Here is a 17,196-nt window from a genome sequence, read left to right as displayed (position 1 = left end):
CCGGCTATCGCCAACAGCAGGAAATAGCTAAAGTGTTTTGGCGTGTCTTGTGAGAGTAAGTTCCTGTTTTTGAGCCATTCAGCTTTTCTCTTCAACACTACTAAACTTAATGCCTCAGTTGCCGATAATTGGTATTCGGTCTCTATATACGCGTCTTGATCTAAGGGTGGTTACTGATGCAAATGTCCCAGGAAGTATTCGGACAGTTTCGCCGTAAGCGGTTACTCATCGCTGCGGTTGTTGCCGCGTTGGTGCTCATTCTCACATTAACCTTCCGTTTTATGGAAGAGAAAGGCCGAATAGAGCAGCAGTCGCGCACATTTGCCGATAATGCCATCCAGCGTTTTGATCGCATGTTTTCGCCACTGGATGTGGCGGCGAATAACACCATTGGTCTGGTAGGGCTCACCTGTGGTGAAATCCGTTTCCCACTGATTGAGAAACTGGCGTCATTACAGACGGTCAGATCCATTTTACTGGTCGATGAAGACCGGATTTATTGTTCGAGCATTTATGGCAGTTCGGATATTCCATTTACTGATAACTACCCTGAACTGGCGGTGAATAACCAGCGAATGCTGCTGGCGGTGGATGAGCATCTGATTAAGGGGTCTCCGGTATTATTGTTCTGGACACCGCGTTCGCTGGATAACCGTTCAGGTATTATTCAGATCATCAACATTGAGCTGATGACCAACTATCTGTTGGAGCCAACGCTCCCCTGGGTAGAACGCGCCATTTTCAATGTCGGTGGGAAGAGTCTCGAATACGGCAACCCAATGATCGAAACGGCGGTGCCGTCGGAAGATGAAGTCAGCTACGAAGAATCGTCGTTACGTTACCCGTTCTCTATTACACTTTTTGGGCCATCCCCTTCCCGTCTGGCATTGATGACGGTACCTTCGCAACTGCCACTGGCGCTGCTGTTAAGTTTACTGATGGGATACATTGTCTGGCTGGCAACCGCCAACCGCATGAGTTTGTCCTGGCAAATCAGCTATGGCATTACCGCACGTGAGTTTATGGTTTACTGTCAGCCGCTGATCAACGCTCGCAGCGGCGCCTGCGACGGTATTGAACTGCTGTTACGCTGGCATAATCCCCGTCAGGGATGGATACCGCCGGATGTGTTTATCCCGCTGGCTGAACGGCAGAATCTGATTGCCCCGCTGACACGTTTTGTTATCAGCGAGGTGGTTCGCCATCTGCCCGATTTGCCTGGCTGTAAGTCGTTCCATATTGCTATCAACGTTGCAGCTAGTCACTTCCACGATCGGGCGATTATTGATGATTTACAGCGTCTGTGGTGGCCGGCAAACCCGAAACCTCAGCTTATCGTTGAGCTGACAGAGCGTGATTCACTGCCGGTTGTTGATCAGCGCGTCGTCTCCCATCTGCATAAGATTGGGGTCAAACTGGCTATTGATGACTTTGGTACGGGGCACAGTTCGCTCTCCTACCTGAAGACACTCAGCCCGGACGTGCTCAAAATCGATAAGGTGTTCACAGCGGCGATTGGAACAGATGCGATTAATGCGACGGTGACCGACATGGTGATCTCGCTGGCGCAACGGCTGAATATCAGCCTGGTAGCCGAAGGGGTGGAAACCGCAGAGCAGGCGGCTTATCTACGTGAGAAAGGCGTGGATGTGTTGCAGGGTTACTTCTATGCCCGCCCGATGCCATTAGGGGATTTCCCTGACTGGTTGGTGAATCATGAAGAAACACTGGATGCCTGATCGAAAACGGGCAGACCTTTGCAGGTTCTGCCCGTAACAATATTGTTAAGGGGCGCCCGGTGAAGACCTGGCGCCCTTTTTTTATTGTTCGTCTTCGTCGTGCTCATCGCGCTGTTTCGTCACACGAACCAGGTCAATGCGATAATCAGTGGCTTCGATAATCTGAAAGCGCAGTGGCAGTAGCTCAATGACTTCACCAGGCTTAGGTAACTGCCCTTTCTGCTCAATCAACAGACCCGCCAGCGATGCATGATCGTCTTCCGGCCTTACCAGTTCCTGCGTATCCAGCAACTGCTGCAGCGAGTGCAGATCCGTACCGCCTTTCACCAGCCATCCATCACCATCTGCGATAATATCCGGGGTTTCATCTTCGTCCGGGAATTCACCCGCAATCGCTTCCAGCACATCCAGCGGCGTAATCAACCCCTGCACCACACCGAACTCATTGGTCACGACCACAAAGCTGCCTTTGGCGCGGCGCAGCACGCCCAGCAGATTCAGCGGGTCAAGCGTCTCCGGCACGATAATCGGCGGTGTGCCCGAGGCAAAGCTGGCAACATCAATACCATGATCGAGGGCAACCAGCAGCTCTTTGGCACGCACCACGCCGATGATTTCATCCAGCTCTCCACGACAGACCGGGAATAAGCTGTGCGGCGTGTCCAGAAGCTGGAGGCGAATTTCGTCCATCGGGCGCGTTGCATCCACCCAGGAGATCTCACCGCGTGGCGTCATAATGCTGCGTACGGAGCGTGAAGCCAGCGTCAGTACGCCATTAATCATGTAACGCTCTTCGTCTTTAAACGCTTCCTGCGGCATGATCGCGGCAACTTCGCTACTCTCACTGTTGTGATTTTCGCTCTGGCGGCGGCCCCCCATCAGGCGCTGAATCGCCTCAGCGGTACGCTCACGCATTGGTCGTCTTTCCTGATGGCGCATAAAGTTATGGCGCGCAATCTGGTTGAACAACTCAATCAGGATTGAGAAGCCAATCGCGGCATACAGGTAACCTTTTGGTATATGGAAACCAAAGCCTTCTGCCACCAGGCTGAGACCAATCATCAGCAGGAAGCTCAGACACAGCACCACTACCGTTGGGTGCGCGTTGACGAAGTTTGTCAGCGGCTTAGACGCCAGCAACATCACACCCATCGCGATCACCACGGCCGTCATCATAATCGCCAGGTTGTTTACCATCCCGACCGCTGTGATCACGGCATCAAGCGAGAACACGGCATCAAGAATAACGATCTGCACCACTACTGCCCAGAAACTGGCATAACCTTTATTCCCGCCGGCGTTCATGTCGCGGTTTTCCAACCGTTCATGGAGTTCCATCGTGGCTTTGAACAACAGGAAAAGTCCCCCGAGCAGCAGAATAAGGTCGCGTCCGGAGAAGCTGAACTCGCCAATGCTAAACAGCGGGGTGGTTAACGTCACAATCCATGAAATCAGCGACAGCAGTCCCAGACGCATAATCAGCGCCAGCGACAGGCCAATAAGACGCGCTTTATCGCGCTGCTTCGGTGGCAGTTTGTCAGCGAGGATGGCAATAAAGACCAGGTTATCAATACCCAGCACGATCTCAAGAACGATGAGCGTGAAGAGACCTGCCCAGATTGAGGGGTCTAAGAGAAATTCCATGACAGACTCCGGAAAAAGGAACGGCAATACGCAGCAGACGTTCGAATGAGCGTGCAGCAGGGATGACAACAAGAGGAATGTACGGTTACGTCAGGAGACGTTAAAAGCGGTACCGGAAAGCCCGGCGGCATCATTGAGCGACTTCGGTGACAGTCCATAGGGAGGGCTGAGGCCCGTTACTCCTGTATTGAAAAAGGATCCCTACTCTATCAGGTGAAACATGCGCGTCAAAATAATTTCTTACACTCCCGCGGCGTGCTGCACATTTCTGGATAATGTTTCATCAACGTTCCAGAAATCGCGATTAACGTCTAAATAGCTGAGCACCGTCACATAATTTATTTTTTCGCGTACTAAAATAATTCCCGTTACTACGCTGTGTGTTTAAAGGCGCTGATACATTCTCACCGCGCTGCACTAAAAGTTGGACCTCAATCATACTGGATGCAACAGGATTCAGGTGAACCTCGCGCGGCTTGCAGACAAAGCCGTTGCCAACTGATACAGGAGGTAGCAAGTGACTATTGCTATTATGATTGGCACGCACGGCTGGGCAGCAGAGCAACTGCTGAAAACCGCCGAAATGCTGTTAGGGGAACAGGAAAATGTCGGCTGGATCGACTTTGTCCCCGGGGAAAACGCCGAAACGCTGATGGAGAAATACCAGGCGCGGCTGGCTGAGATGGACAGTACGCAGGGCGTGCTGTTTCTGGTTGATACATGGGGAGGCAGCCCGTTTAACGCCGCCAGCCGCCTTGTTGTCGATAAACCAGGTTATGACGTTGTCGCCGGGGTCAATATTCCGATGCTGGTCGAAGTGCTGATGGCACGTGACGATAACCCCACGTTCGATGAACTGGTCGCACTGGCCGTTGAAACCGGGCGCGAGGGCGTCAAAGCACTGAAAGCCAAAGTTCCTGAAGCCACGCCTGCCGCTATAACAAAAGCCCCTGCCGCTCCGCAGGCTCCCCTTCAGCCCGGTGAGCATATGAAAATCGGGCTGGCACGTATCGATGACCGCTTGATCCACGGGCAAGTTGCCACACGCTGGACCAAAGAAACTAACGTCACACGTATTATTGTCGTCAGTGATGAAGTCGCCGCCGACAACGTCCGTAAAACGCTTCTCACTCAGGTTGCCCCACCCGGCGTTACCGCTCATGTGGTGGATGTCGCCAAGATGATCCGTGTGTGGAATAACCCAAAATATGGCAAAGACAAAGTCATGTTGTTATTTACCAATCCCACCGACGTTGTTCGCCTGGTCGAAGAAGGTGTGACGATCCCCTCAGTGAATATTGGTGGTATGGCATTTCGTCAGGGGAAAACCCAGGTGAATAATGCTGTCTCGGTCGATGCCAAAGATATTGAGGCGTTTAAAAAACTCAACGAACGCGGTATCGAGCTGGAAGTGCGCAAAGTCTCCAGCGATCAGAAACTGAAAATGATGGACCTGATCGGCAAAATAGCTCAGTAGCCCGTGGCCTGATGTTTCAGGTTGAACTCCGTTCTGGCATTAAAGAGGAAAAGTGTAATGGAGATTACCACGCTGCAAATTGTTCTGATTTTTATCGTCGCCTGTATTGCAGGTATGGGATCAATCCTCGATGAATTTCAGTTCCACAGGCCATTAGTGGCCTGTACGTTAATTGGCGCCGTTCTCGGCGATATGAAAACAGGCATTATCATCGGTGGTACGCTGGAGATGATCGCGCTGGGCTGGATGAATATCGGTGCCGCCGTGGCCCCGGATGCCGCACTGGCGTCTATCATCTCGACCATTCTGGTTATTGCGGGTGGGCAGAGCGTGGGTGCTGGTATTGCCCTTGCTATCCCGCTGGCAGCAGCTGGTCAGGTGCTGACCATCATCGTGCGTACCATCACCGTTGCCTTCCAGCATGCGGCCGATAAGGCAGCCGAAAAAGGTAATTTAACCGCTATCTCATGGATCCACGTCTCTGCGCTGGTATTGCAGGCGATGCGTATCGCCATCCCGGCACTGATTGTTGGCGTCTCTGTGGGCACCCACATCGTGCAGGAACTGCTGAACTCGATCCCAGACGTGGTCACTAACGGCCTGAATATTGCCGGTGGCATGATCGTGGTGGTGGGTTACGCGATGGTGATTAACATGATGCGTGCCGGTTATCTGATGCCGTTCTTCTACCTCGGTTTCGTGACCGCGGCATTCACCAGCTTCAACCTGGTTGCGCTGGGCGTGATTGGTGTGGTGATGGCCATCCTGTACATCCAGCTGGCACCGAAATATAACCGTGTTGCTGGTGCGCAGGCCTCAGGCCCGGCGAATAATGACCTTGATAACGAACTCGATTAAGGAAAGGTGAGAGAAATGGTTGATACAACTACCACTACGCAGAAGAAATTAACACCAGGCGACATCCGCGGTGTGTTCTTACGCTCAAACCTGTTCCAGGGTTCGTGGAACTTCGAACGTATGCAGGCGCTGGGATTCTGTTATTCCATGGTGCCGGTGATCCGCCGTCTGTATCCGGAGAACAACGACGACCGTAAACAGGCGATCAAACGCCATCTGGAATTCTTTAATACCCATCCCTACGTTGCCGCACCCGTGCTCGGCGTAACGATGGCGATGGAAGAGCAGCGTGCGAACGGTGCCGCCATCGATGATGCCGCGATTAACGGTATCAAGGTGGGCCTGATGGGGCCGCTGGCCGGCGTGGGTGACCCGATCTTCTGGGGAACCGTGCGCCCGGTATTTGCGGCACTGGGTGCGGGTATCGCCATGAGTGGCAGCCTGCTGGGCCCACTGCTGTTCTTCGTACTGTTTAACCTGGTGCGTTTACTGGTACGTTATTACGGCGTGGCTTATGGCTACCGCAAAGGGGTGGATATCGTCAGTGATATGGGCGGCGGCTTCCTGCAAAAACTGACTGAGGGGGCGTCCATTCTCGGCCTCTTTGTGATGGGGGCGCTGGTCAACAAATGGACCCACGTTAACGTGCCGCTGGTGGTATCGAGGATCACTGACCAGACCGGAAAAACTACGGTCACCACTGTGCAATCCATTCTTGATCAGTTGATGCCGGGCTTAATTCCGCTGCTGTTGACCTTCGGGTGTATGTGGCTGCTGCGTCGCAAAGTCAACGCATTGTGGATTATCATGGGGTTCTTCGTGATTGGTATTTTCGGTTACTGGGTCGGCCTGCTGGGCGTTTAACAACGTATCACTAAACGCTAAATCATTCGAGCCCCCTCCTGGGGGCTTGAACCAGGATGTGTTCATCACATATTCTCTCAGGGGCCAGCACAGTCTGGCCCTTTTTTTGGACGCTGATATGTTTTTGACTGATTACCTGATTATTCTGTTTATTGTTTTGATTTTTCTTTATGGGCTTTACGACGAACTGATCATGGACCGTTTGCAGGGTCCAACGCGGCTGAAAGTCCTGTTGCAACGGCGTAATAAGCTCGACAGCCTGATTTTCATCGTCCTGCTGGGTATTCTCTTATACAAGAATGTGAGTGACCAGGGTCCGCAGATCACCACTCTGTTGCTCATGGCGCTGGGTGCGTTGACGGCGTGGTTATTCTGGATACGCGCACCGAAGCTGCTGCTAAAGCAGCATGGTTTTTTCTACGCTAACGTTTTTATCCCCTGGGGGCGTATCAGCGCCATCAACCTGTCTGAAGATGGCGTGCTGGTGATTGCACTGGAAAACCGTCGTTTACTGATCCATGTGCGTCAGCTCGACGATCTGGAGAAGATTTATCAGGTTATGCTGGAGAGTCGCTAACATCCATCGCGATGACAGAAGCGCTGTCGCGCTGCCACAGACGCAGGGTGAAGTCGGTCTCACAGGAGAACTGTTCGGTGGTGGCAAGAATTCCCCACACTTCAGGGCGCGCACGCCAGGCGAAAGGCGTCATCTGCAACAAGGCGCCAGACTCTTCGCTGTTCAATGTCATGGGATAGCTTAGCTGCTGCTCTTCGACCAGCGTAAAGCCAGGCATCTCTTCAGGCGTGGTATCGTGCAACTGCACATCCTGGTAAATCAGCGCTTTAAACTGCATCAGATGGCGTGGACCGGGCGTCACTGTCAACACGTAGCCCTGAGGTCTGACTACGCGTGCCAACTCCTCAGCCTTGCAGGGTGCGTAGATGCGCAGCACGGCATCAAACTGATTATCACTGAACGGCAGACGATGGCTGGAAGCCACGCAGAACTCAACGTTGCCATAACGCTTTGCCCCGGCACGAACGGCAATCTTCGCCACATCCAGACCGTAGACTTTCGCCTCCCCCTGCGCTTCCAGGCGGTTGGCCACTTCATGGGTGTAATACCCCTCCCCACAGCCAATATCCAGCACGCTGACAGGCGGCTGTGGCAAAACACGCACCAGTAAATCACAGACCTGTTGTTGCAGCGGCTGGTAGTGCCCGGCATCCAGGAAGTTGCGTCTTGCCTGCATCATGTCAGCGCTGTCACCCGGCTGTTTAGAGCGTTTATGCTGTACCGGCAACAAATTGACGTAGCCCTCTTTCGCCTGATCAAACTGATGATGATTTGAGCAGCTGTAAATACGCTGATTAAACAGCAGCGGTTGCTGGCAGAGAGGACACTGGTACGACATAACAACACTCCATAAACAGATGACGCGGCAGTTTACTGTAAACCCCGATGAAAATCCCGCAGACAATGACGCAAAAAAGCCCCGTCATTTCTGACGAGGCTTTAGTATTCAGATTTCAGCCTGGATTACACGCAGGGCGGCAATGACAGGCTCAGATCGAAAATTAGATAGCGGTGACGTTCACAGCAGCAGGGCCTTTCTGGCCGTCCTGAATTTCGAACTCAACGTTCTGGCCTTCAGCCAGAGTTTTGAAGCCATTACCCTGGATTGCAGAGAAATGTACGAATACATCTTTGCTGCCGTCAGCAGGAGTGATGAAACCAAAACCTTTAGACTCGTTGAACCACTTAACCTGACCTTTAATCTTTGCCATTTTGCAAATTCCTTAGAGTGTTTATTCGCCCGTGGGCTTTACTTACAGAAAAACCAGAGACATAACTGCATGAGGCACTAAATTAAAGATCGGCAAGGAAGTGGAATTCAACGTCAACGTCTTTACTCAGAACTTCTTTACTGAAGATGCCATACATAAACAGAACTGTACCTCGTTTTACCCGAATGTTTTATCACATATCCGTTAATTAATGGCAAGTCATTTTTAAACAGAGATAGTGATGTCGCACACATTTGAAACGATAGCCGATACAGATTGCACGTACATGCATGACGCTTCATCAACGATGAACACCTCATTCCCCTGCTGCCCCCTTTCACTGCCTGCTCAGGCTGAGCGATATTTTAAACCGCAGATGCCATGAAGTCTATGCTGATAAGGTGTAAACCTTATATTTTGCGCGAAAATTATTGCATAAATATGGCAAAGCATTGACGAAAGTTATCGTTGATAAACACACAATAACGGGAGTAAGGCCACCTCCACTTGTACAAAAATCCGGCATTAGCGCCAGTGTATATTTGTATTGCACCAAAATCATGAAAGTCGCTAACTCATTGCCCCATTTAAAAGCATTGATCTGACCCCGCGTATTATCACAATCAAATCACTCTATTTGCATTATTAGATCCGGGTTCTTAATTTTCACTGCGATATAAGAAAACAGAGTTAAGGTCAATCCGAATCGATATTATCCAGCAGCATTTTACCTCCGATTATCCACGGCTTAAAACGGGTCAAATCCAGCCCTGCGGACAGCATTGCCTGCTCCAGTACCTGAGGGGGTTCATCCAGTGATTCATCGGCAAGCTCAAATACCCCCCAGTGGATCGGGATCGTCACAGGCTCACCTATTGCCTGATGGAGCGAGACGGCCTGGTCAGGGTCCATATGCTGAGACTGCATGAACCATTTTGGTGCATAAGCACCGACCGGCAAGGCAGCAAGTGTAAACGGCCCTAACCGTCTTGGGATCTCCAGTAACCCCTCCCAATAACCGCTGTCGCCGCTAAACCAGAAATTAAGCGTCTGACTTTTTATGACCCAGCCGCACCACAATGAACGATTTCGGTCCCACAGCGTACGCATACTCCAGTGGCGTGCAGGCACTGCGTGAAAGGTTAACCCGTACGCCTGAGTCTGCTGCCACCAGTCGAGCGGCACGACCTGACGTGCACCGCGATGCTTAAACCACGTTTCCAATCCTAGCGGCACCACAAAGGTGACCTGCGGAAAACGACGTAGAATTTTTTTTATCGTTGGACGATCAAGGTGGTCGTAATGATTGTGGGAGATCAGCACCACATCCAGCCTGGGTAAATCCTCAATCGCCAGCGCAGACGGCGTTTGACGCTGTGGACCATAAAAACTAAGGGGGGAAGCGCGTAATGAGAGCGCAGGATCGATCAGGGTATAATGTCCGGCGGTACGTAGCAGCATGCAGGCATGACCCAGCCACCAGACGGCATCCTGTTCACCGCTAAGATCGGCGGGCTGCCACCATTGCCTGATGAACTGTTCATAGCCTTGCGCCGGGGGCCGGGGTAATCCCTGCTGCTTACGTTCTTGCCGCCAGCGTTTGAGATCGCCGTTCTGGCGCAAATCTGGCTCCAGGTTACGAAACCCCTCCGGGGTATGGTGAGGTTTTTCAGGGTCGTACCAGGGATTCTGCCAGGCCATTGACGGCTCCTTGATGAAATTAACGCTCCGGAATCAGACGGGTAAAATCTTTGTTCTCAGCGGTATCCGTGGTTTTTTCTGCCTGCTCTTTACCCGCAACCGAATCGGTCAGACGGCGCAGCAACACATTTTGTTTTTTCTGCTCTTCCAGCAGCGCTTCCAGCAACTGAATTTGCTGATTTGCCCTGACGCTGGCCCGATTAACAAAAAACCAGACTACCAGCCCAATAATGACCAGGACAGTCACCACACCCATTGATGCGATATCCATCGCACCTGTCGTCATTTCGTTCATACATGCCTCAAAACTGAAAATGGGCTACCGAAGTACGTTAGCGCCGCCGAGATGATTTTACCTGCTCGGGCGTTAATTGATAGCTGCATCACAAAATACTCAACGTACTGCGACAGAAATGTTCCGCGCTTTCAGTATCCTCTTATCGTTTTTAGTACCAGTAACCTGCATGGTGCTATGCTTAGCGCGGGCAGTGAGGACACCGCCTGAACAATAATAAGGGGATACACATGAAATTTTTGCTACGGATCGTTGCATTGCTGGTCATCATCTGGCTGGCAATGCTATTGACAGGCTATGGCGTTCTGACAGGCAGCAACAAAAATGTCGCGGGAATGGGGCTTCAGTGCCAGTATCTGACAGCACGCGGCATGGTGATTGCGCAGTATCTGCATACTGATAGCGGGATCATCGGCGTGACAGACTGTCCTCTGCTGAGGAAGAGCTCGGAAGTGGTCGACAACTGACAGACAATCGGGCCAGCGCACTGCTGGCCCATTCCGTATCAGAAAGGATAGTCGTGGTAGCCCATCTGCTCGGAGATGTTTTTCGCCGCCTGATGCAGCATCGCGACGTATCCTTTTTTATGTTCTTCTGAGAAACGAATGGTCGGGAATGAAATACTCAGACCAGCAATCACCACGCCGAAGCGATCAAAGACTGGCACCGCAATACAGCGTAGACCTTCTTCCTGCTCTTCATTATCCTCACCAAAGCCCTGAGAACGCACCTGGTCCAGCGCAGGTAACAGTGCTGCAGCGCTGTCGAGCGTCCTTGACGTGCTGCGGGTAAACTCGACACCCGTCAGAATCTCCTCGACTTCTGCGCGGTCTCGCCAGGCCAGCAGCACTTTACCAATTGCCGTGCTGTGGAGTGGATTACGACGACCAATACGGGAATACATACGCAGGTTGTATAATGAATCCACCTTATGGATGTAAACAATACTGTCTTCTTCCAGGGCCCCAAGGTGGATCGTTTCTTTCGTCTGACGCGAAATATCACGCATCTGTACATCGGCACTGCGGATCAGATCGACATTCTGTAATGCTTTTGCGCCCAGCTCGAACAGTTTAAGGGTCAGCGCATACTTCTCAGACTCCCCTTCCTGTGAGACGTAGCCCAGGGTTTTCATGGTCTGCAGAAAACGGTAAACGGTACTTTTCGACATCATCACCCGCTGCGAAAGCTCGGTGATTCCATTTTCACGTTCCTCGCCCAGCGCCTGCAAAATGCCAAACACTTTCATGACCGAAGAGACGGAGTCTGGTTGTTTATCTGAATCGGCACTGATCATGTTTTACCTTTAAGTGTTTTATAAAAAATGGAACGCTATTTCCATTATACGGCCCGCACCCTGAGTGTGCAACGACCTGCGCGTGATGACGGACACATCCGGTGATAGTTTTCAGCCAGTTACAGACTGGAAAAAATCGTAAAAACCATTAGCATGGTGATATTCGCCCCTCTGACTATTTCATCACCATGCCGCCTGAATCACCGACTGACGGTTTACCGTTACCCCAACGCTACGGGGCCATTGTGGCCATTGCGCTCGGCATTACTGTCGCTGTGCTTGATGGTGCCATTGCCAACGTCGCACTACCGACCATCGCCCGCGAGCTTCATGCCAGCCCGGCACAGTCCATCTGGATTGTGAATGCCTACCAGCTGGCGATTATTGTCTCGTTGCTGTCGCTCTCTTTTCTGGGTGATATGCTGGGTTATCGCCGCGTTTACCAGTGCGGCCTGGTGCTGTTTACCTGCACGTCATTATTCTGCGCGCTTTCTGACTCACTGAGCATGTTAACCTTCGCCCGCGTGTTGCAAGGGTTCGGCGGCGCAGCGCTGATGAGCGTCAACACCGCACTGATACGTATTATCTATCCCCAGCGCCACCTCGGGCGCGGTATGGGAATTAATTCGCTGATTGTCGCCGTCTCCAGCGCCGCGGGGCCAACGGTGGCCGCTGCGATACTGTCTTTCGCCTCCTGGCAGTGGCTGTTTCTGATCAATATCCCGGTCGGCATTGCCGCACTGTATCTCGCCCTGCGTTTCCTGCCAGACAATCAGCAGAAGTCTCAGGGGCAGCGTTTTGACGTCGCCAGCGGTGTGATGAACGCTCTCACCTTCGGCCTGCTTATCTCGCTGCTGAGTGGGTTCGCCCAGGGGGTGGATGGCAGGCTACTGTTGGCAGAGCTGTTGTTGCTCCTGGTTGTTGGCACCCTGTTTATTCGCCATCAGCTTAGAATGACATTTCCGCTGCTGCCGGTGGATCTTTTCCGCATCCCGGTCTTTGCATTGTCAATTGGCACATCGGTCTGTTCTTTCTGTGCGCAGATGCTGGCGATGGTTTCACTGCCGTTCTTTTTGCAAAGCGCACTGGGGCGGAGCGAGGTCGCCACGGGGCTGCTGCTAACGCCGTGGCCGCTGGCCACCATGGTGATGGCACCGATTGCTGGCAGGCTGATTGAACGCGTTCACACCGGGCTATTGGGCGCTATTGGGCTGGCAATGTTTGCCAGCGGGTTATTTGCTCTGGCTTTGTTGCCTGCCAGCCCGGCTGACGGCGATATTATCTGGCGAATGATACTGTGCGGTGCCGGATTTGGTCTGTTCCAGTCGCCCAACAACCACACAATTATCTCTTCTGCCCCGCGCCATCGTAGCGGGGGTGCCAGCGGGATGCTGGGTACGGCAAGACTGCTGGGTCAGGCCAGCGGTGCTGCGTTGGTGGCACTGATGTTTAACCTCTTTGCCACCCAGGGTACTCATCTTTCGCTGCTACTGGCAGGCAGCTTCGCCACCGTAGCCGCGCTGGTCAGCGCCCTGCGCATCACTCAACCACGTAACGTTTGAGCATAAAAAAACCCGCCAGAAGGCGGGTTTTTTACTTAAAAAGGTGGGTGGTTACTTCAGGTATTCACCACTACGCAGCGCTTCAATACGTTTGTCCAGCGGCGGGTGAGACATAAACAGCTCACTCAGCGACTTAGACTTCCCGTTGATGCAGAACGCCATCATGCTGCTGGCTTCCTGTGGCTCATAACTGGTTTTAAGGCGTTGCAGCGCGGCAATCATCTTCTCACGGCCGGCCAGACGTGCAGCCCCCGCGTCCGCATGGAACTCACGGTGACGTGAGAACCACATGGTGATGATGCTGGCAACAATACCAAAGACCAGCTCCAGTACCATTGAAACCACAAAATACACCATCGGGTTACCGTTGCTGCTCCCTTCTTCATCGCGGTTGCCAGACATAAAGCCTGCCGCCAGCTGCGCTAAAATACGCGAGATGAAGATCACAAAGGTGTTCACAATACCCTGAATCAGCGTCATGGTGACCATGTCACCGTTAGCGATATGGCTAATTTCATGTGCCAGCACCGCTTCTGCTTCATCACGGCTCATGTTCTGCAACAGGCCGGTTGATACCGCGACCAGTGAAGCATCACGACGCGCACCCGTTGCAAAAGCATTGATATCGGGCGCATGGTACACAGCCACCTGCGGCATCGCGATGCCTGCCTGCTGTGCCTGGCGGCCTACGGTTTCCATCAGCCAGCGTTCGGTTTCATTACGCGGCTGTTCAATCACTTCACCGCCGACGGAACGTAACGCCATCCATTTCGACATCAGCAGTGAAACAAACGCACCGCCGAAGCCAAACAGACCCGCCATGATCATCAGGCCCATAACACTGCTTGACTGGATCCCTGTCAGGCTGAGGATCAGCCCGAACACCACCATAACCCCAAGGTTGGTTAACAGGAAAAGAGCAATACGCATCATAAAATTTATTCTTCCTCAGTTATTCCGCTATTCGCGTAACACCATCGTAAGGTCAATACTGTGCATTTCAAGCACTCTTAATCTTTAAGTGCTTAAAAAGACATAACTTTACACTTTGTCTTACTTTTTACGCACCACGCCAGGAGGGAATAAAAAAGGCACAGCGAATGCTGTGCCTGTTGGGCTTATTTCGCCGCGGCTGGGGTCGCTGGCGGCTGCTGTTTTTCCAGCTGCGCCAAGTCTTCAGCAATCTTCACCGTTTCATCGAGATACGGGTCAGGCTCTTTATAATCTTTCGGCAAATCGTCCAGTTTCACCAGGGCCTTTTTGCCTTCTGCTTTCAGACGCGCATTGATGCGTTCCAGACGCAGAGCATCATCTTCCCGGTTCTCTTTTTCACGCTCGGCCAGATTGAGCGAGATGATATTGCGCTTCTCTTTATTCGCATTGAAACGAGCAATATCTTTGATGATGTACTGGAACTCTGCATCTTTCGCGATGCGATCCTGATGTTGCTGGATCAGTTTCGGTTCCAGCGGCTTGAGGTCACCCATTTTCACGTAGGTCGCGGCTTTAACGCTGTCCCACGGCAAGGCATTGTCCTCAAACTTCTCGCCGGTTTCCACCGCTTCCACGCCGGTCGGCATCAGCAGATCAGGGGTCACCCCTTTCCGTTGTGTGCTGCCGCCGTTGATACGATAGAACTTCTGAATGGTGTACTGTACAGATCCCAACGCTGGCCACTCAGGGCGCAACATCTGATCGTAGATACGGTTCAGTGAGCGATACTGCTGCACGGTGCCTTTACCGAACGTCGGTTCACCGACAATCAGCGCACGGCCATAATCCTGCATTGCAGCGGCAAAGATTTCAGACGCTGAAGCACTGAAGCGGTCAACCAGCACCACCAGCGCACCTTTGTAATAGGTCACACCGTCGTTGTCGCTATCCTGACGAATTTTGCCGTTATTATCACGCACCTGCACAACAGGGCCGCCAGGGATAAACAGACCAGAAAGCGATACCGCTTCCGTCAGAGCCCCACCGCCGTTAGTACGCAGGTCGATAACAATACTGTCAACATTCTGCTTTTGCAGTTTCTGCAACTGCACTTTCACGTCATCGGTCAGACCAACATAGAAGCCGGGGATATCCAGCACGCCGACTTTCTGTTTGCCAACGTTGTGCACGGTCATTTTTACCGCGCGATCTTCCAGACGGATTTTCTCACGCGTCAGCGTGACGGTACGGGTTTTGGTTCCTTTACCGGCAGGCAGGATTTCCAGGCGCACTTTGCTGCCTTTTGGTCCTTTAATCTGCGCAACCACATCGTCCAGACGCCAGCCGATCACATCGACCACCGGCTTACCTGGCTGGCCAACACCGACAATACGATCGCCAACGGTGATCGTTTTGCTTTTAGCAGCAGGGCCACCCGCCACCATGGAATTGATCACGGTGTAGTCATCATCCATTTGCAGCACCGCACCAATACCTTCCAGAGACAGGCTCATTTCGGTATTGAACTGCTCGGTGTTACGTGGAGAGAGGTAGTTGGTATGCGGATCAATTTCGTGCGCAAATGCCGTCATTGCCAGCTGGAAGACGTCCTCGCTGTTGCTTTGCGCCAGACGGCGTACCGCGAACTGATAACGTTTAGTGAGAACTTCACGGATCTCTTTCTCATCTTTACCGGCCAGCTTGAGGCTCAGCTCATCATATTTGACCTTCGCGTCCCACAGGGCGTTGAGCTCTGCGGTGCTTTTAGGCCATGGCGCTTTGCTGCGGTCGATATCAATGGTGTCATTGCCGGTGAAAACCATCGGCTTATTCAGCACGGAGAGTGCGTACTGATAACGTTCAAAACGGCGTTTCTGTGTCAGATTGTAGAGATCATAAAACGCCGAAAGCTGGCCGGTTTTTAACTCGTCGCCCAGCGTCGTTTTCTTGTCCGCATATTGCGTAATATCCGACTCCAGCAACACATTGTGGCTGTAGTCGAGCAAGTTCAGATAGCGCTCAAAGATTTTAACGGAAAAATCTTTGTCGAGATCGAACTGGCGATAATGGGAACGGGTGAAACGGGAGGTCACACGCTCACTGACAGTGGCATGCTGTGCTTCCTGATGTAACTGCGGGATTTGATCGGCGCGCGAGATATTGTCAGCCGCAAAAACATTGCCTGCGATAAACAGGCCCGCAATGATGGTGCTTTTAAAAAGAGTGTTCATGCCCTGATTAGCCTCCGTATCAGAACTGCAAGTGTTCTGCGCGTACTATCATTGCCAGGCCGGAAGCTAACTGCACCCGAACGCCATCTTTTGAAATTTCCAAAATAGTGGCATCCATTGCACTTTTACCTGCGGTAACTTTAATGCTCTGGCCAACTTGCAACGCTGATGTGTCGGTAACCGGTTTGCGTGGCTCCGGCTGAGTTTCTACACGAGGTGCGGAAGAGCCTGATTCGACCTGAGGACGAGCGGGTTTGCTGCGCACTTTACGTGGCTGCTCACCTTCTGCCGCAGGTTTACGAACAGGTTTGCGCGGACGACGCGGTGTGGTTTCTTCACCCGCTTCACGCTTTTTCGCCTGCTGCTGTTCGCGTTGTGCCTGCACACGCGCTTTGGCTTCTTCAAGCTGTTTACGCGCATGTTCAACATGCTGTTCGTCCAGTTGGCCACAGGCATTACCATCAAGGTCAACACGCGCTGCGCCAGCTTTGATGCCATAAAGATAGCGCCAGCTGGAAGTGTAAAGACGCAGTGCTGAACGAAGCTGAGTTTTGCTCAAGTTCATTTCGCCCTGCACGCGGTCGACTAAATCCTGAAAGATGCCGATTTTAAGTGGTCGTGCTTCCCCTTCTGCGCTAAAGCATTGTGGAAAACGCTCTGCCAGAAAGGCGATGACTTCTTTGGTGCTATTCAACTTAGGTTGATTTTCCATGAAATTTCCTGATTACAACGGGTTTGCCAATCAGCGCGGGCATGAACAGGCGTCATTATAATGACACCATCAGCAATTGCTACGTGATCCAGCGC

16 protein-coding genes and 1 pseudogene are annotated in these 17,196 nt (G+C 52.2%); 7 read left to right on the top strand and 10 right to left on the bottom strand.

From position 1 onward, the window contains the following. The first annotated feature begins 176 nt into the window (after window positions 1–176). Entirely contained in the window at window positions 177–1,739 is a 1,563-nt protein-coding gene (locus tag FVB43_RS08675) for an EAL domain-containing protein (RefSeq protein ID WP_133841830.1), read from the top strand. 81 nt (window positions 1,740–1,820) lie between these two features. Here the strand turns inward: FVB43_RS08675 and FVB43_RS08670 are convergent, their stop codons facing one another. Continuing rightward, window positions 1,821–3,383 (bottom strand): TerC family protein, encoded by a 1,563-nt coding sequence (locus FVB43_RS08670; RefSeq protein WP_159336538.1) that lies wholly within the window; start codon window positions 3,381–3,383, stop codon window positions 1,821–1,823. A 517-nt stretch (window positions 3,384–3,900) separates the two neighbouring features. Between FVB43_RS08670 and manX the strand changes: the two genes are divergently transcribed. The 4 genes from manX to FVB43_RS08650 all read left to right on the top strand — a co-directional run bounded on the left by manX (window position 3,901) and on the right by FVB43_RS08650 (window position 7,159). Continuing rightward, window positions 3,901–4,860: a PTS mannose transporter subunit IIAB gene (manX, locus tag FVB43_RS08665; protein ID WP_167863789.1), complete on the top strand. Its 960-nt coding sequence runs from the start codon at window positions 3,901–3,903 to the stop codon at window positions 4,858–4,860. A 57-nt stretch (window positions 4,861–4,917) separates the two neighbouring features. Next, window positions 4,918–5,718 (top strand): PTS mannose/fructose/sorbose transporter subunit IIC, encoded by an 801-nt coding sequence (locus tag FVB43_RS08660; RefSeq protein ID WP_133841827.1) that lies wholly within the window; start codon window positions 4,918–4,920, stop codon window positions 5,716–5,718. A 15-nt stretch (window positions 5,719–5,733) separates the two neighbouring features. After that, complete coding sequence (locus tag FVB43_RS08655) at window positions 5,734–6,582, top strand: PTS mannose transporter subunit IID (protein ID WP_133841826.1); 849 nt, start codon at window positions 5,734–5,736, stop codon at window positions 6,580–6,582. 118 nt (window positions 6,583–6,700) lie between these two features. Next, window positions 6,701–7,159 (top strand): DUF986 family protein, encoded by a 459-nt coding sequence (locus FVB43_RS08650; protein ID WP_133841825.1) that lies wholly within the window; start codon window positions 6,701–6,703, stop codon window positions 7,157–7,159. Here the strand turns inward: FVB43_RS08650 and rlmA are convergent. The 5 genes and pseudogenes from rlmA to FVB43_RS08625 all read right to left on the bottom strand — a co-directional run bounded on the left by rlmA (window position 7,140) and on the right by FVB43_RS08625 (window position 10,366). Beyond that, window positions 7,140–7,997 (bottom strand): 23S rRNA (guanine(745)-N(1))-methyltransferase, encoded by an 858-nt coding sequence (gene rlmA / locus FVB43_RS08645; RefSeq protein ID WP_159336536.1) that lies wholly within the window; start codon window positions 7,995–7,997, stop codon window positions 7,140–7,142. The genes FVB43_RS08650 and rlmA overlap by 20 nt on opposite strands. Window positions 7,998–8,160: 163 nt before the next feature. Further along, window positions 8,161–8,370 (bottom strand): transcription antiterminator/RNA stability regulator CspE, encoded by a 210-nt coding sequence (gene cspE, locus FVB43_RS08640; RefSeq protein WP_001062678.1) that lies wholly within the window; start codon window positions 8,368–8,370, stop codon window positions 8,161–8,163. Between the two features lie 88 nt (window positions 8,371–8,458). Further along, window positions 8,459–8,527: pseudogene (locus FVB43_RS08635) on the bottom strand (DUF2627 domain-containing protein); the annotation flags it as partial. Window positions 8,528–9,066: 539 nt separating this feature from the next. Then, on the bottom strand, window positions 9,067–10,071 hold the full coding sequence (locus tag FVB43_RS08630; RefSeq protein ID WP_133841823.1) for an MBL fold metallo-hydrolase: 1,005 nt from the start codon (window positions 10,069–10,071) through the stop codon (window positions 9,067–9,069). A gap of 19 nt (window positions 10,072–10,090) precedes the next feature. Then, complete coding sequence (locus FVB43_RS08625; RefSeq protein ID WP_133841822.1) at window positions 10,091–10,366, bottom strand: YebO family protein; 276 nt, start codon at window positions 10,364–10,366, stop codon at window positions 10,091–10,093. A gap of 230 nt (window positions 10,367–10,596) precedes the next feature. Between FVB43_RS08625 and FVB43_RS08620 the strand changes: the two genes are divergently transcribed. Further along, window positions 10,597–10,833, top strand: coding sequence for a YobH family protein (locus FVB43_RS08620; protein WP_133841821.1), 237 nt, complete (start codon window positions 10,597–10,599; stop codon window positions 10,831–10,833). A gap of 38 nt (window positions 10,834–10,871) precedes the next feature. On the opposite strand, the gene kdgR is transcribed toward FVB43_RS08620, so the two are convergent. Beyond that, a complete protein-coding gene (kdgR, locus tag FVB43_RS08615; RefSeq protein WP_133841820.1) occupies window positions 10,872–11,663 on the bottom strand; it encodes a DNA-binding transcriptional regulator KdgR in 792 nt (263 codons plus the stop codon). Window positions 11,664–11,851: 188 nt separating this feature from the next. Here kdgR and FVB43_RS08610 point away from each other — a divergent pair, with 188 nt between their 5' ends. After that, window positions 11,852–13,225: an MFS transporter gene (locus FVB43_RS08610; RefSeq protein WP_167863788.1), complete on the top strand. Its 1,374-nt coding sequence runs from the start codon at window positions 11,852–11,854 to the stop codon at window positions 13,223–13,225. Window positions 13,226–13,276: 51 nt separating this feature from the next. On the opposite strand, the gene htpX is transcribed toward FVB43_RS08610, so the two are convergent. The 3 genes from htpX to proQ all read right to left on the bottom strand — a co-directional run bounded on the left by htpX (window position 13,277) and on the right by proQ (window position 17,101). Next, on the bottom strand, window positions 13,277–14,158 hold the full coding sequence (htpX, locus tag FVB43_RS08605; RefSeq protein WP_167863787.1) for a protease HtpX: 882 nt from the start codon (window positions 14,156–14,158) through the stop codon (window positions 13,277–13,279). Between the two features lie 185 nt (window positions 14,159–14,343). After that, complete coding sequence (gene prc / locus FVB43_RS08600) at window positions 14,344–16,389, bottom strand: carboxy terminal-processing peptidase (RefSeq protein WP_167863786.1); 2,046 nt, start codon at window positions 16,387–16,389, stop codon at window positions 14,344–14,346. Window positions 16,390–16,408: 19 nt separating this feature from the next. After that, complete coding sequence (gene proQ, locus FVB43_RS08595; protein WP_133841816.1) at window positions 16,409–17,101, bottom strand: RNA chaperone ProQ; 693 nt, start codon at window positions 17,099–17,101, stop codon at window positions 16,409–16,411. Window positions 17,102–17,196 lie beyond the last annotated feature (95 nt).

The organism is Erwinia rhapontici, assembly GCF_012271765.1.
Taxonomy (GTDB): Bacteria; Pseudomonadota; Gammaproteobacteria; order Enterobacterales; family Enterobacteriaceae; genus Erwinia; species Erwinia rhapontici.
The sequence above is the reverse complement of the archived record's forward strand: the minus strand, read 5'-3'. Positions and strand labels throughout refer to the sequence as shown.